General features: G+C 65.5%; 12 protein-coding genes. 4 read left to right on the forward strand and 8 right to left on the reverse strand.

The features are described from left to right. Window positions 1–14: 14 nt before the first annotated feature. The 4 genes from BWP39_RS03345 to iolB are packed head-to-tail and all read left to right on the forward strand — an operon-like array spanning window position 15 to window position 5,740. Window positions 15–2,033, forward strand: coding sequence for a bifunctional 5-dehydro-2-deoxygluconokinase/5-dehydro-2-deoxyphosphogluconate aldolase (locus BWP39_RS03345; protein ID WP_096716945.1), 2,019 nt, complete (start codon window positions 15–17; stop codon window positions 2,031–2,033). Beyond that, window positions 2,030–4,012 carry a 3D-(3,5/4)-trihydroxycyclohexane-1,2-dione acylhydrolase (decyclizing) gene (iolD, locus tag BWP39_RS03350; RefSeq protein ID WP_096718503.1) on the forward strand — a complete coding sequence of 661 codons (1,983 nt, stop codon included), beginning with the start codon at window positions 2,030–2,032 and terminating at the stop codon, window positions 4,010–4,012. Before BWP39_RS03345 ends, iolD begins: the two co-directional genes overlap by 4 nt. Window positions 4,013–4,022: 10 nt before the next feature. After that, window positions 4,023–4,937 carry a myo-inosose-2 dehydratase gene (gene iolE, locus BWP39_RS03355; RefSeq protein WP_096716946.1) on the forward strand — a complete coding sequence of 305 codons (915 nt, stop codon included), beginning with the start codon at window positions 4,023–4,025 and terminating at the stop codon, window positions 4,935–4,937. Then, window positions 4,934–5,740 (forward strand): 5-deoxy-glucuronate isomerase, encoded by an 807-nt coding sequence (iolB, locus tag BWP39_RS03360; protein WP_096716947.1) that lies wholly within the window; start codon window positions 4,934–4,936, stop codon window positions 5,738–5,740. Before iolE ends, iolB begins: the two co-directional genes overlap by 4 nt. A 77-nt stretch (window positions 5,741–5,817) precedes the next feature. Here the strand turns inward: iolB and BWP39_RS03365 are convergent, their stop codons facing one another. The 8 genes from BWP39_RS03365 to BWP39_RS03400 form a co-directional block, all read right to left on the reverse strand. Beyond that, window positions 5,818–8,046 carry a hypothetical protein gene (locus BWP39_RS03365; RefSeq protein WP_096716948.1) on the reverse strand — a complete coding sequence of 743 codons (2,229 nt, stop codon included), beginning with the start codon at window positions 8,044–8,046 and terminating at the stop codon, window positions 5,818–5,820. Between the two features lie 429 nt (window positions 8,047–8,475). Then, the gene (locus tag BWP39_RS03370) at window positions 8,476–9,189 is read right to left on the reverse strand and encodes an ABC transporter ATP-binding protein (RefSeq protein ID WP_096716949.1); all 714 of its coding nucleotides are present in this window, start codon (window positions 9,187–9,189) and stop codon (window positions 8,476–8,478) included. After that, on the reverse strand, window positions 9,186–9,938 hold the full coding sequence (locus BWP39_RS03375) for an ABC transporter ATP-binding protein (protein ID WP_096718505.1): 753 nt from the start codon (window positions 9,936–9,938) through the stop codon (window positions 9,186–9,188). The genes BWP39_RS03370 and BWP39_RS03375 overlap by 4 nt, the downstream gene beginning before the upstream one ends. Next, window positions 9,935–11,251, reverse strand: a complete 1,317-nt coding sequence (locus BWP39_RS03380; protein WP_096716950.1) for a branched-chain amino acid ABC transporter permease — start codon at window positions 11,249–11,251, stop codon at window positions 9,935–9,937. Before BWP39_RS03380 ends, BWP39_RS03375 begins: the two co-directional genes overlap by 4 nt. Then, complete coding sequence (locus tag BWP39_RS03385) at window positions 11,244–12,182, reverse strand: branched-chain amino acid ABC transporter permease (protein WP_096716951.1); 939 nt, start codon at window positions 12,180–12,182, stop codon at window positions 11,244–11,246. Before BWP39_RS03385 ends, BWP39_RS03380 begins: the two co-directional genes overlap by 8 nt. A gap of 7 nt (window positions 12,183–12,189) precedes the next feature. Next, entirely contained in the window at window positions 12,190–12,630 is a 441-nt protein-coding gene (locus tag BWP39_RS03390; RefSeq protein WP_096716952.1) for an acyl-CoA thioesterase, read from the reverse strand. Window positions 12,631–12,682: 52 nt separating this feature from the next. After that, the gene (locus tag BWP39_RS03395) at window positions 12,683–13,831 is read right to left on the reverse strand and encodes an iron-containing alcohol dehydrogenase (RefSeq protein ID WP_096716953.1); all 1,149 of its coding nucleotides are present in this window, start codon (window positions 13,829–13,831) and stop codon (window positions 12,683–12,685) included. A 57-nt stretch (window positions 13,832–13,888) separates the two neighbouring features. Further along, window positions 13,889–14,419, reverse strand: a complete 531-nt coding sequence (locus BWP39_RS03400) for an NUDIX domain-containing protein (protein ID WP_091014676.1) — start codon at window positions 14,417–14,419, stop codon at window positions 13,889–13,891. Between the last annotated feature and the right edge of the window lie 273 nt (window positions 14,420–14,692).

Consider the following 14,692-nt stretch of genomic DNA (forward strand, 5'->3'; position numbering starts at 1 on the left):
ATTCAGGACATTCCATGGCACTTTCCAGCAACTCCAGCGCTGCAACCTCGAGCCGCTTCGCCACCGGCCGCAGCCGCGACATCGTCTGCCTCGGTCGTCTCGCGGTCGATCTCTACGCGCAACAGGTCGGCTCGCGGCTCGAAGACGTATCGAGCTTTGCGAAATATCTGGGCGGCTCGTCGGCCAACATCGCGTTCGGCTGCACGCGGCTTGGCCTCGCCGCGGCGATGCTCGCGCGCGTCGGCAACGATCACATGGGGCGCTTTCTCACCGAAACGCTCACGCGCGAGGGCTGCGATGTCAGCCATGTGCGCATCGATCACGAACGGCTGACAGCCCTCGTCGTGCTCGGCCTGAAAGACCGCGACACGTTTCCGCTGATTTTCTATCGCGAGAACTGCGCGGACATGGCTGTCGACGAAGCAGATTTCGACGAGGCGTTTATCGCATCGTCGAAGGCACTGCTGATCACGGGCACGCATTTCTCGACCGAGCAGGTCAATCGCACAAGCCGCCGAGCACTCGACTACGCGCGCCGCAACGACGTGCGCACGGTGCTCGACATCGATTACCGGCCGGTGCTGTGGGGACTCACCGGCAAGGCCGATGGCGAGACCCGCTTCATCGCCAACGAAAGCGTCACCGCGCATCTGCAGCGCATTCTGCCGCTATTCGATCTGGTGATCGGCACCGAAGAGGAGTTCTGCATCGCAGGCGGCAAGACCGATCTGCGCGAAGCGCTGGCGATGGTCCGTGCCGTCACACCCGCGACGCTCGTCGTGAAGCGTGGGCCGCTCGGTTGCCAGATTGTCGACGGCGCAGTGCCTGCATCGCTCGATAGCGTACCGGTGCACGGTGGCGTCGAGGTCGAAGTGCTGAACGTGCTCGGTGCAGGCGATGCGTTTGCATCGGGCTTCCTGTCCGGCTGGTTGCGCGATCAACCACTCGACGCCTGTGCGCGCGCCGCAAACGCGAGCGGCGCACTGGTCGTTTCGCGCCACGGCTGCGCCCCCGCGATGCCGACGCCCGCCGAACTCGACTACTTCCTGCGCGAAGCGCAAGCCGATCCGCAGCGCATGCGCCGGCCGGACCGCGACGCCACGCTCGCTCGACTGCATCGCGTCACACCGCCGCGCACACAGCGCGACGAAGTGCTCGGCTTCGCATTCGATCACCGCAACCAGTTCTTCGATCTCGCGCAGCAGACCGGTGCCGACGAAAGCCGCATCGCGCAGCTGAAGGGATTGTTCGTCGAAGCAGTCGCGCAAACGGAAGCGGCGCTGGGTCTGCAAGGCCGCATCGCCGTGCTGATCGACGACCGCTACGGCCAGGACGCGTTAAACGCGGCGACCGGGCGTGGCTGGTGGATCGGTCGCCCGGTCGAACTGCCCGGTTCGGTGCCGCTCGTGTTCGATCACGGCCGCTCGGTTGGCACGACGCTCGCGAGCTGGCCACGCGAACATATCGTCAAGTGCCTTGTGCAGTTTCATCCCGACGAGCCGATCGAACAGCGGCTCGAACAGGAAGCCCAGTTGCGCGCGCTCTATGACGCGGTGCAGGCAAGCGGCCACGAACTGCTGCTCGAAGTGATTCCGCCCAAACATTTCCCGCAAGCACCTGATACGGTCTATCGTGCATTGAAGCGCCTGTACAACATCGGCATCTACCCGGAATGGTGGAAGCTCGAACCGGTGGACGCCACGCAGTGGCAGGCAATCGACGCACTGCTTGCGGAGCGCGATCCGTATTGCCGCGGCGTGGTGCTGCTCGGGCTGTCGGCGGCGGTCGAACAACTGAGCGAAGGCTTTCGTGCAGCAGCCGGATCGGCGACCTGCCGCGGCTTCACGGTCGGCCGGACGATTTTCCATGAGCCCAGCCATGCGTGGCTTGCCGGGCAGATCGGCGACGACGAACTGATTGCACGCGTGCGGCAGACGTTCGAAACACTGATCGCCGCGTGGCGCGATACGCGCAGCGCGTCGGCAACGCAGCCGGCGCAGCCGCGCAATGTTCATCAGGAGCAGGCGGCATGAACCAACGCGTGTTGCATCAGGATCAAGCTGTTTCACCTGCGGTTCCCACCGCGGGCGAAGCGCACGGCACGATCCGCCTCACCACCGCGCAGGCGCTCGTGCGCTACCTCGCGGCACAACGTGTCGCCGTCGAAGATGGTAACGATGCCGGCGGTAGTGAGCCTCTCTTCGGCGGCGTGTTCGCGATCTTCGGGCACGGCAACGTCGCGGGGATCGGTGAAGCGCTCTATCAGCACCGCCACGAACTGCCGACGCTGCGCGCACACAACGAACAGGCGATGGCACACAGCGCAATCGCCTACGCAAAAGCGCACTTCCGTCGCCGGATGATGGCGGTGACCACGTCGATCGGTCCCGGTGCAACGAATCTCGTCACCGCAGCCGCACTCGCGCACGTCAACCGTTTGCCGGTCCTGCTGCTGCCCGGCGACATATTCGTTTCGCGCGCACCCGACCCGGTGCTGCAACAGGTCGAGGATTTCCACGACGGTGGCATCTCCGCCAACGATGCGCTCAAGCCCGTCTCGCGTTACTTCGACCGCATCGTCCACCCGGCGCAACTGCTCAATGCGTTGCCGCGTGCGATCCGTGTGCTGACCGACGCAGCACTGTGCGGCCCGGTCACGCTCGCGTTGCCGCAGGACGTACAAGCGACTGCGTGGGATTTCCCGCTCAGTTTCTTCGAACCGCGCGTCGTCAAACCGCACGCCCCTGCCCCGCGCACCGATGAAATCGATGCAGCTGTCGAGCGTCTACGCCGCGCGAAACGACCGATGATCGTCGCGGGCGGCGGTGTGCTGTACGGCGGCGCAGCTTCTGCATTACAAGCATTCGCAACGACGCACGGTATCCCGGTCGCTGAAACGCAGGCGGGCAAGAGTGCGCTCGCGTGGGACGATCCGTTGAATACCGGTGCGCTCGGCGTAACCGGCTCGCCCGCGGCGAATGCGCTCGCGCACGATGCCGATTGCGTGCTCGCCATCGGCACGCGGTTGCAGGACTTCACGACCGGTTCGAACACGCTCTTCACGCAGGCCGACGTAATCGGGATCAATGCAAATGCATTCGATGGTTTGAAGCATCGTGCGCTGGCCGTCGAAGCCGATGCGCGTCTTGCGCTCGACGCCCTCTCGGAACGCCTGCACGGCTGGCACGCGGACCGCACGTGGACTGCGCGTGCACAGCAGGCCGCGACCGACTGGCGCCACACCGTCGGCACACTAACGCACACGCCGCAGCGCGACACCGTGCTGCCCTACGACGCCGATGTGATCGGCGCCGTGCAGCGCTCAAGCCCGCAGTCCACCACCGACGACATCGTCGTCTGCGCAGCCGGCACCCTGCCCGCCGAGTTGCACAAACTGTGGCGCGCGGGCCGTCCGGGCGCCTATCACGTCGAATACGGCTACTCGTGCATGGGTTATGAAATTGCAGGCGGTCTCGGCGCAAAACTCGCCCGACCCGAGCGCGAAGTCATCGTGATGGTGGGCGACGGCAGCTATCTGATGATGAACAGCGAAATCGCAACCTCGGTGATGCTCGGTGCGAAGCTGATCATCGTGGTGCTCGATAATCGCGGCTACGGTTGCATCAACCGGCTGCAGCAGGCGTGCGGTAGCGCACCGTTCAACAATATGTTCGACGACTGCGCGCAAGGTCCGCTCGGCGCTCCCGCAATCGACTTTGCCGCGCACGCACGCTCGCTCGGTGCACATGCCGAACACGTCGCCAACGTCGCCGCGCTGGAAGCCGCGTTGCAACGCGCCCGCGCTGCCGACCGCACCTACGTGATCAGCATCGACACCGACGCGTCGCGCACCACCGACGACGGCGGCTGGTGGTGGGAAGTCGCCGTACCCGAAGTGTCGGCACGCGAAGCTGTCCGCACGGCACGCGCGCAGTACGAAACCCATCTCGCGGCCCGCACCGAAGGCGTGAATCATCCCGCCAGCGACGACGCCAGCGACGCCAACAATTAAGGACCCGCGCATGACTTCCTTCGACGTACGTATCGGCATCAACCCGCTGTCGTGGATGAACGACGATCTGCCGTCGCTCGGCGGCGAAACCCCGCTCGAACTCGCGCTGACCGAAGGGCGCGCAATCGGCTACCAGGGGTTCGAACTCGGCAACAAGTTTCCGCGCGAGCCAGAAGTGCTAAAAGCGTTGCTAGCACAATACGATCTCGCGCTCGTCTCCGGCTGGTATTCAGGCCAACTGGCGCGACGCAGCGCCGAAGCGGAAATCGCCGCAGTCGGACCGCATCTCGAGTTGCTCGCGAAAAACGGCGCGACTGTGATGGTGTATGGCGAAGTCGCCGACACGATTCAGGGCGCACCGCGTCCGCTGTATCAGCGGCCGCGTTTTTTTAGCGAAGCGCAGTGGGACGAATACGCGGCGCGCGTCGAGACGTTCGCACGTTACACACTGAGTCACGGCGTACGACTCGCGTATCACCATCACATGGGGGCGTATGTCGAAACCCCCGCCGATGTCGATCGCCTGATGGCAAAGACCAGCGAAGCCGTCGGCCTGCTGTTCGATGCGGGCCACATTACGTTCGCGGGCGGCGATCCGGTTGAAGTGCTCGATCGGCACATTGCGCGCGTGTGCCACGTGCACTGCAAGGACGTCCGGCCCGCGGTCGCGAAGCTGGCACGCAATCGCAACTGGAGCTTTCTCGACGCGGTGATCGCCGGCGCATTCACGGTCCCCGGTGACGGCACCGTCGATTTCCCGGCTATCATTGAGCGGCTCAAGCGGCACGGCTACCGCGGCTGGCTCGTCGTCGAGGCGGAACAGGACCCGGTCGTCGCGCCTTCGTTCGCGTATGCGCAAAAGGGCTACCAGACACTGCGTGCCCTCGTCGATGCGCCGCTCAATCCTGCCAGGGAGGCTGCATGAGTCTGCTAGTCAAAGCCCAGCGCGAAGGTCAGACGATCGCGCGCGTCACACCGGAGTCGGCCGGCTGGCAATATGTCGGCTTCACCGCCCACCGGCTCCCGGCAGACGGCGTCATGCGCGTGCTGGAAACCAGCCGCGAGTCCTGCATCGTCGTGCTGTCCGGCACGATCGACATCGATACGCCCGCAGCCAAATGGCTCAGTCTCGGTACGCGCAGCAGCGTGTTCGACGATGCAGCGCCGCATGCGGTGTACCTGCCGCCGAATGTGCGTGCCACGATACGCGCACGCAACAATGCCGAGATCGGCGTGGCCAGTGCGCCCGCCACCGGACGCTATCCGGCGCGCCTCATCCAGCCGTCGCAGATGACACGCTCGACGCGCGGCACCGGACTCAACACGCGTTACGTCTGCGATATCCTGCCGCAGACCGAACCCGCCGAATCGCTGCTCGTCGTCGAAGTGCGCACGCCGGGCGGTCATGCGTCGAGCTATCCGCCGCACAAGCACGACACCGACAATGTGCCGGTCGAGAGTTCGCTGGAAGAGACTTACTATCACCGGCTGAATCCGCCGCAGGGTTTCGCGTTTCAGCGTGTCTATACCGATGCGCGCGATATCGATGAATCGATGGCCGTCGAGGATCACGACGTCGTGATGGTGCCGCGCGGCTATCATCCGGTGGTCGTGCCGTATGGCTACGACTCGTACTATCTGAATGTCATGGCGGGTAGCCGGCGGACGTGGCACTTCAAGAACGATCCCGCGCATGAATGGATCATCGAGCGGGATGCGCGTAGCTGAGGGTAACTGAAGGCAACTGAGCGTAGCCGGGCCGCGTCGATACGCGCGGCCCAGGTGATCACGCATGGGACCGCGCGCTACTTCCGCGGCGCGACATCCACGGTCAACGAACCATCCTCCGCCATCCGCACCGTACCCTTCGCCACATCGCGGCGATATGCGTACAGATCGAAATGCATCGGGTCGCTGTTTGCCGTATCGCGTATCAGCGTATGGCCGTTCACGACCAGCGAGTTGTACATCTTGATGTCGCCCGATTCGATCCACACGTAGCTACCGCCCGCGCCCGCCGGCGGATGCGCGACGGCCGCGCCCATCTGCCGCTTGAACTTCAGCACAAGCCCTTCGTTTGTCACGGTCGCCCCCTCGAGACGCCCCTGCAACACCGGCGGCGGAAACACCGTGTACTGATCGAACACCAGCTCATTGCCTTCCAGCTTGACGCCCTTGCGCGCAAACGGCGTCAGCGACGCGAGCGGGACATTCAGCGCACGCAGCATGCCGGCCTGCGGCACACCGAGCACCGACACGGATTCGGGTGTGTAGACCAGATGCCGTTCGTCGCGCACGGCGAGCGTGCCGTGCATCTTCGTCGGTAGCCAGACGCCGGGGAAGTGATTCCATAGCTTGATGCCGCCGGTGACGTCGAGGCCGCCATCGGCAGGCGTCAGTTGCATGTCGTTCAACGAACGCGGTGTGTAGTCGAGCAGATAGTCGTTGAAGAGCGCGGCCATCGCGGGCCACGGTTCGACGACTTCACCACCGAGGATATGAATGTCGTACTGGTTCGGATCGTCGAGATCGACGGGCTGGCCTGGCTTCTTCGGCACGAGCTGCGCATCGAGCGTGCGCACGTGGAAGCCGATGCGTCCCGACACGTAGAAGTCGACGTTCTGCACATGGATCAGCGGCATGCCGCCCGGTGAATGGCGTTCGTCGGAGAGCGCGCTGCCCGACGTCGTACGCAAGCTCACAGGGATGCGCCGCCATTGCTCGCGTGCGACCGCGAGCGCGGCCTGTTGCGCTCGGATGTAGCTGTCGTTGTAGCGCGCCGCCGCACTACCCGCTTGCGTTGTCTGTGCTGCGTCGCGAGCGGCGCCGGGTAGCGTCGTGTACGACGGCAGATGCACATCGAGCGCACCGTTTTCGTCGAACGTGAAGTAGCCCGCCGCCATCTGCTCGCGATAGTGATACAGGTCGAGCACGAACGGCGCTCCGGACGTGCCGGTATCGAGCGACGTGATCGCCATGTCGATGTTCATCGGAACCGAGCGCATGAACTTCACGTCGCCGCCTTCGAGCAACATGCCGCGCGCGGGCATCGTCGCAGGAAACGCGATGTCGGGCAGCGTACCGTCGTCGAGCGTGAAGCGCACGCCGGCCGGCGACATGTCGACTCGTGTGATCGTCATGCGCAACGCGGGCGGCGGCGTCAGTTTCGCGAGCTGCATCACGACGTTGTCGCCGTCGAGCTGCGCAATCGGTGTGTTCACTTTCAGCAGGTCCGCCATGCGCACGTGCGCGGCCTTCATCAGACGATCCGCGGCGACGCCTGCGACTTCGGTATGGTCAGCGTGAAATACGAGTTCGGTCGCGTTGCGCATCGCCAGTGTGCCCGTGAGCGCAATCGGTACCCAGCCGTCTCGCTGCATTTCACCGGTAATGCGCAACTGCCCCTGCTGCGGTTCGACCCGCATATTGCGCAGCGGCGAGCCCTGATACTGGAACAGATAGCGGTTGAAAATTGCAGTGAGCTTCGCGGCATCGAGCGTGACTTCGCCGCGATGGACGTTGATCGTCACGCTGTTCGGATCGTCGAACACGACCGGATTGCCGGCGCGCGTCGGCGTCAGCGTCGCTGCCATGCGGTGGATCAGGAAGCCGATGTCGCCAGTCAGGCGGAAATCGACATCGCGCGCGAACATCATCGAACCGTCGATGCCGGAGTCGCGCAACGTCAGCGGTCGCGTGCGGGTGACGTGCATGCCGCTGGCAGCGGGTACGCGGGCGGCGACCTGTTGTTCTTCGGCGAGTTGGTGTGCTTTCGCGGCTTCGAGCGTTGGGACCGAGGAGGATGCGGGTTGAGCAGCCGCCGCGTTGCCGGAGTTCTGAGCGCCGGTCCCGGTCGCGTTTGCTCCCGCGGGTGCGGCTACATTCGTGGCGCTTGTCGTAGCAGGAACAACCACATTCGCAGCGCCCGACGCACCAGCGGCAGAACTCGCTGCGAAGCTTGCATCCGCACTGGCATCGGCACACGCACACACCAGCAGCGACGCGACAACGATCACGACCGCCGACACGCTCATCGCATGACGCAACGGCCCGGTGTCCGGTGCAACGTGACGCCCCGCACGTCTGTTACGCCTGGGATTGCAGCCTCGTTCGCTGCCAGCGTGGGTACGCGGCAGATGCGCTCTGTCGTCGGTGTCGTGCATATCGTCTCCTCCCTGGTCCGGTGCGCCCGCGCAGGCGGGACGCCGGACTGTCTCGTGCCGGCACGGATGGCCGGGCATCTTTGTCTTCGATTGTCTTTATTTGTGGCCGCGCTGCCGACAAGATTCCTGGAGGGTCAGCACCAAACGCTCAGACGTTTGAATGAAACAGAACACAAGCCGCGAACCCGCGCGGGGCGGACATGCGGCGCCGCTGCGCGCAGTCAGGTCAAACAGAAGACAACTCAGTCCGGGCCGACAGCGGCAGCTTGCGCCCGCTGCGCCACGCGCTAACGCGCTGAATCAGCCGACGCCGAGCCATTCCTGCATCACATCGTGGCGCGCCCGAAACGCCTCGAAGCTGCCGTCGAACACGATCTCGCCATGCCCCATGACGGCGACGCGGCTCGCCAGTTCGTGGGCGATTGCGAGCCGTTGCTCGATCAGCAGCATCGCGACACCTCGTTCGTGCAAGGTCCGCAGGCACGCCGCAACCTGCGCGACGCGCTGCGCGGCAAGCCCTTCAGCCGGCTCGTCGATCACCAGCAGATCCGGGTCGCCGAGTAGCGTGCGGGCGAGCGTCAGCATCTGTTGCTCACCGCCCGACAATGCAGCAGCACGCGTGCGTTGCCGTTCGCGCAACACCGGAAAGAGCGCGTAGGCATCGTCGAAGGTGAAGCGCGGCGGCCGCGTGCGTTTGCCGGGCACCACGCCGAGCAGCAGGTTTTCGTGCACGCTGAGCGTCGGAAACACATCGCGATGCTCGGGCACATAACCGATGCCGAGCCGTGCGATCTGGAACGGCCGCAGGCCCGCCAGCGAGCCGCCCGCAAAACGCAGCTCGCCCTCGGTATGCACGAGTCCCATGATCGCCTGCGCGAGCGTCGAGCGCCCCGAACCGTTGCGCCCCGCGAGCGCCACGATCTCTCCTGCCTCGATGCGCAGATCGACACCGTGCAGCGCCTTGCTCGCACCATGCCACGCATGCAGACCAGCGATGTCGAGCAGCACGGTCATCGTTCGAATCCATCGCCGAGATAGGCGGCGCGCACGGCCGCGTGTGAGCGGATCGCGGCCGGCGTGCCGGTCGCGATCACCCGCCCCTCCACGAGCACGGAGATGCGATCCGCGAGACCGAAGACCGCGTCCATGTCGTGCTCGACCATCAGCAGTGTGCGGCCGGCGGTCGCGCTGCGGATCAGTTCGATGGCACGCGCCGCTTCGGCGCGGTTCATGCCCGCTGTCGGCTCGTCGAGCAGCAGTGTGTGCGCACCGCCCGCGAGCGCGAGACCGAGATCGAGTGCGCGTTGCTCCGCATAGCTGAGCGTGCCGGCCAGCACCTGGGCGCGTGCGCCGAGGCCCACGGCATCGAGCACCTGTTCGGCACGCTCGGAGGCGGCACGCGCATGAGTCCAGCGGCGCCACCGGCTGCCGCGTCCGCGCTCCGCAAACAGCGCGGCACAACGCAGGTTGTCGAACACCGACAGCCCTGCGAACACGCTGGTGTTCTGGAAGCTGCGCGCAAGACCGCGGCGGTTTACCGCGGCAGGTCCAAGTCGCGTGATATCGACACCGAACAGTTCGATGCGCCCCGCGCTCGGCCGGCCACCGCCAGCGATCAGATTGAACAGCGTCGATTTGCCCGCGCCGTTCGGGCCGATCAACGCATGACGCTCGCCGGGTTCGATCGACAGATCGACGCCGCACAACACCTCGGTGGCGCCGAAGCGTTTGTACACGCGTTGCACGGCAAGCGCGGCGGTCATCGAATGCTCCCGGCTTCGCGTGCGTTCGCCGCCTGCACATCGCGCGGCCATGCGCGTCGTGCACCGCGCGAGGCGATCCAGCCCACAGCGGCGAACAATGCAATGCCCGCAGCAATCCATTCACCAGAAGACGTCACACCGGCAAGCAAGAACCCGCTGAACGGCAAACCGGTGCCGTCATCCGTACCGAACTGTCGCGCGTACGCCCATTGCACCGCGAGCACGACCGCACCGGTCCACGCGAGCGCCGCGCTCACGCCGCACAGCCACGGCTTCGCGCAAGCGCGCCAGCCGTGCTGCGCGAGCCGCGCGGCCTGGCGCTGCGCGAACCCAGCAATGCCATCGGGCGAGCCCGCCACGATCACGATGAACAACAGCCCGAGATAGAACAACCACGCACGCGTCACGCTCGCCACCGCGACGCTGAAAAACGTCAGCACGATCGCGCCCGCCACTGGCCCAAAGAACGCACCGGTCCCACCGATCACCGTCGCGATCAGCACCGCACCCGAGCGCAGCATGCCGACGCTTTCCGTCGATACCAGCTCGACGTTGATCAACCCAAGCGTGCCCGCGATGCCCGCAAAGAACGCCGCGAACACCACGCTCGCATACCGGATGCGACGCGGCTCGCAACCGATCGCCGCGGCCCGCACCGGGTTGTCGCGCACCGCATTCGCGACGCGCATGAACGGCGTGCGCGACAACGCGTACATCGCGGCACAGGCGAGCAGACACCACAGCGCGATCAACAGATACGCTTCGCGCGCGGGGCCGAAGGTCCACGTGCCGAGTGCGAGGCCGCTCGCGCGATCGATCGGCACACCCGCTTCGCCGCCGAACCAGTCGGGCAGTGTCCATGCCGCAGCGGCCACGAGTTCGCCGATGCCGAGCGTGATCATCGCGAACGCCGTGCCTGCGCGCCGCGTCGACACATAGCCGGCAAGCAGACCGGACAGCGCCCCGCCGATACCCCCCACCAGCGGAACGAGCGGCAACGGCAAGTGCCATGCGTTGAACAAATACGCAGCCACGAGCGCGCCGAGCCCCGCGTGTGCGGCATGACCGAGCGACAGCAAGCCGGTGCCGCCAAGCAGCAGGTTGTACGACAGCGCGAACACGATCATCGCCGCGGTCTGCGCGAGCCATGCGAACAACCAGCTTTGCGACGAGACGAGCGGTGGCACGGCGAGCATGGCGCTCAGCACGAGCCACGGCAATGCAGCACGCCATGTCGGCGTACGCGGTCCGCGCGCGGCGGCAAGCGTCTGCGGCTTCGTGTGGCCGCGAGCGGTGTCGTGCGGCTCAGACATCGTGGTCGCGCAGACCGAAGAGTCCGCCTGGCCGCAATGCGAGCATCGCGATGAGCAGCACGTAAGGCACGAGCGGCGCGAGTTGCGCGAGCGTGAGCGCGCCCCACGCAGCGGACAGCGGCTGCCCGAGCGCCGCCGCGATACCGCCGAGCGACACGTCGCTCGCCACCGCGAAGGTCTGGATACAGCCGACCAGCAGCGACGCCGCAAGCGCCCCGCCCAGCGATCCGAGTCCACCGATCACGACGACCACGAAGACAATCGAGCCAACCGACTCGGCCATCGCCGGTTCGACCACGAAGAGCGGCGCACCGATCACACCGGCAAGCGCAGCGAGCGCGGTGCCCGCTGCGAAAACGAAGGTGAACACGCGCGGCACGTTATGGCCGAGTGCCTCGACGGCACCTGGATGCGTGAGCGCCGCACGCACGATCAAACCCGTCTTCGAGATGCGCAACACTGCGTACAGCACCACGAGCATCGCAAGCGACACCGCCATCATGAACGCGCGATAACGCGGGAACGCAGCGCCGTCGAAGGTAAATAGCGCGCCGTCGAGTGCGGCCGGCACCGGCGCGGCGATCGCCTGCAGGCCCCAGACGAGTTTTACCGTTTCGCCGATCAGATACGCGGCACCGAATGTGAGCAGCAGTTCGGCGAGATGTCCGTGCGGTCGCACGCGGCGCAGCAGCCAGCGTTCGAACGCCGCACCGATCACGCCGACTATAAGCGGCGCCCCGATCAAAGCGCCCCAAAAACCAAGATGCGCTGCGAGCGCAAAACCGACATACGCGCCCAGCATGTAGAAACTCGCATGCGCGAAGTTAAGCACGCCCAGCATGCTGAAGATCAGCGTCAGCCCCGCCGACAACATGAACAGCAGCAGCCCATAGCTGACACCGTTCAGCAGGTTGATCGCGAACGACTGCATAACGCGGCTACTCCGTGACTACGAGCGGCAGGAGCGCCGCGCGCAACGCATCGGGCAACGTGACCGGCCGACGCGTCGCACGGTCCACATAGACGTGCACGAAATGGCCCTGCGCAGCGGGCTCCGCTTCACCCGCGCGAAACAGCCCGACTTCGTAACGCACACTCGAGCCGCCGAGCCGCGCGACCCGCAGCCCCGCCTCGACCGGCTCCGGGAACACGAGTGGCGAGAAGTAGTTGCACTGCGTCTCGACGACGAGCCCGATCGTCTCGCCATGCTCGACGTCGAGCACACCGGCGCGTATCAGGTACTCGTTCACCACCGTATCGAAGTAGCTGTAGTAGACGACGTTGTTCACGTGACCGTAGACGTCGTTGTCCATCCAGCGTGTCGTGATCGGCAGGAAGTGGTGGTAAGCGGCGCGTTGCGCGGGAGCGGGTTTGTTCATCGTGCGGGTGCAGGGTCCATGGGCAAGTGGGCGGGCGAATGCAGCAGCAAGGTCAAAGCGATTCGGTCAGCATCCGCCGATAGTCTTCAGCACTCGCTTCGCGCGGATTGGTCTTGTGGCAATGATCGGCGAGCGCGCCTGCGATCACCTTGTCGAAGACCTGCTCATCGACGCCCATCTGCCGCAGCCCGGCCGGCAGCCCGAGGCGCGCGGTCATGTCGAACAGCGCCTGCGCAAGGTCCGCACCGTCCGGCAGATTCATCACGCGACGCATGCGTGCATAACGGTTGTTCGCGACCACGGTTTCCGCGTTTTCGTTGAAACGCAGCACAGCAGGCAGCACCACTGCGTTCAGCGTGCCGTGATGTAGCGAGGTGCGTCCGTTGACCGGCACACCACCCAGCGGATGCGACAACGAATGCACGCAACCGAGTCCCTTCTGGAACGCCATCGCACCCTGCATCGATGCGCTCATCATGTTCAGGCGCGCATCGCGGTCGCTGCCGTCGCGCGTCGCGCGCTCGAGGTTTGCCCATGCGCGCTCGAGCCCGTCGAGTGCGATGCCGTCGGCGGGTGGATTGAATGCCGGCGCGAGGAAAGTTTCGATGCAATGCGCGATCGCGTCCATCCCGGTGGCCGCCGTCAGCGGTGCGGGCAAGCCGAGCGTGAGGCCCGGGTCGCAGAGTGCCGACTTCGGCAGCAAGTGCCACGAGTGAAAACCAAGCTTGCGCCCATCGTTGAGAATCACGATCGCGCCGCGCGCTACTTCGCTGCCGGTGCCGGCGGTGGTGGGCACGGCGATCAGCGGCGCAGCGGCGTCGGTGATCTTGCCGCTGCCGCCTTCGATCGTCGCGTATTCAGTCAGCGTGCCCGGATGCGTCGCGGCGATCGCCACGCCCTTCGCGAGATCGATCGACGATCCGCCGCCCACTGCGATCAAACCATCGCAGCCCTCCTCGCGATAACGCGCGGCCGCGGCCAGCACCATCGCCTCGGTCGGATTCGACGGCGTGTCGTCGAACACCGGCACATCGCCGAGCTTCAACACGTCGAGCGCGCGCTGCACGAGGCCGGCTGCAACGACACCCTTGTCGGTCACGATCAGCGGTCGCGCGATACCGATCCGCGCGCATTCCGCCGGCAACTGCGCGAGCGCGTCGTAACCCAGATGGATGTGAGTCAGATAGAAAATGAAGGCCATGTCGATGTCCGTTGCTGGGTTGAAGGGGCGCGCGCCGTTATTCGCCGTTATTCGCCGTTATTGTCCCGGCCGCTCGACGAATTCGAACGGCAGCCCGCGTCGGCGCATCCATTCGCCGAGCGCCTGGCCCGTGCCCGCGCGCCATGGCCGCAGCTTCGCCGGTTCGACGAGCCGGTATTCGAGCAGCTCCGGCGAGAGCGCAATCGTGCCATTCGCGCGCACGTGGTACGCGATGATCAGCTCGTTCTTGCGGATGAACTCATAGACGCCAATCAGCTCGACCGACTCCGTATCCAGCGAGGTCTCTTCTTTCACCTCGCGCGCGATGCCCTGCTCGGGTGTCTCGCCGTTTTCGAGGAAGCCGGTGATCAGCGCAAACATGCCTTCGGCCCACGCGGCATTGCGCGCGAGCAGGATCTTGCCTTCGTACTCCACGATGGCGGCAACCACCGGCAGCGGGTTATTCCAGTGGACGTAGCCGCAGGTGTCGTCGGGACAGACCTGACGCACGCGGCCGCCTTCGTGCGCGGGATCGGCGCGCTCGATCAGCGGGGTGGCGCAGCGGGGGCAGTATCGGTAGTCGCTCATGTTCTATTGAAGTGGGGTGAAGGTGTCGTCGGTCGACGACACGGCGCAGTGGTGACCGTGGCCCGTGCTTCCAGGCAGAAGATGCTCGCGTAGTTATCCGGTGCGTTGTCCGATGCGTTATTCGATGCGAACGGCGGCATGACTGGCAAAACGCCCGGCGACGGACGCAGGAGAGTGGCGGGAAAGCGGACATTTTAGTGCGCGGCCCCGAAACGTGTTCGATTGATCGAACGAAGGGGCGATGGAGGCGATTGGGGAGCGGGAGACGATCGT

Source organism: Paraburkholderia acidicola (assembly GCF_002362315.1).
GTDB classification, from domain to species: domain Bacteria; phylum Pseudomonadota; class Gammaproteobacteria; order Burkholderiales; family Burkholderiaceae; genus Paraburkholderia; species Paraburkholderia acidicola.

Coding starts and splice junctions, on each gene's coding strand:
- BWP39_RS03385 (WP_096716951.1), bottom strand. CDS start 12,182: ATGCAGTCGTTCGCGATCAACCTGCTGAACGGTGTCAGCTATGGGCTG.
- BWP39_RS03380 (WP_096716950.1), bottom strand. CDS start 11,251: ATGTCTGAGCCGCACGACACCGCTCGCGGCCACACGAAGCCGCAGACG.
- BWP39_RS03345 (WP_096716945.1), top strand. CDS start 15: ATGGCACTTTCCAGCAACTCCAGCGCTGCAACCTCGAGCCGCTTCGCC.
- BWP39_RS03370 (WP_096716949.1), bottom strand. CDS start 9,189: ATGACCGTGCTGCTCGACATCGCTGGTCTGCATGCGTGGCATGGTGCG.
- iolE (WP_096716946.1), top strand. CDS start 4,023: ATGACTTCCTTCGACGTACGTATCGGCATCAACCCGCTGTCGTGGATG.
- BWP39_RS03375 (WP_096718505.1), bottom strand. CDS start 9,938: ATGACCGCCGCGCTTGCCGTGCAACGCGTGTACAAACGCTTCGGCGCC.
- iolB (WP_096716947.1), top strand. CDS start 4,934: ATGAGTCTGCTAGTCAAAGCCCAGCGCGAAGGTCAGACGATCGCGCGC.
- BWP39_RS03390 (WP_096716952.1), bottom strand. CDS start 12,630: ATGAACAAACCCGCTCCCGCGCAACGCGCCGCTTACCACCACTTCCTG.
- BWP39_RS03395 (WP_096716953.1), bottom strand. CDS start 13,831: ATGGCCTTCATTTTCTATCTGACTCACATCCATCTGGGTTACGACGCG.
- iolD (WP_096718503.1), top strand. CDS start 2,030: ATGAACCAACGCGTGTTGCATCAGGATCAAGCTGTTTCACCTGCGGTT.
- BWP39_RS03365 (WP_096716948.1), bottom strand. CDS start 8,046: ATGAGCGTGTCGGCGGTCGTGATCGTTGTCGCGTCGCTGCTGGTGTGT.
- BWP39_RS03400 (WP_091014676.1), bottom strand. CDS start 14,419: ATGAGCGACTACCGATACTGCCCCCGCTGCGCCACCCCGCTGATCGAG.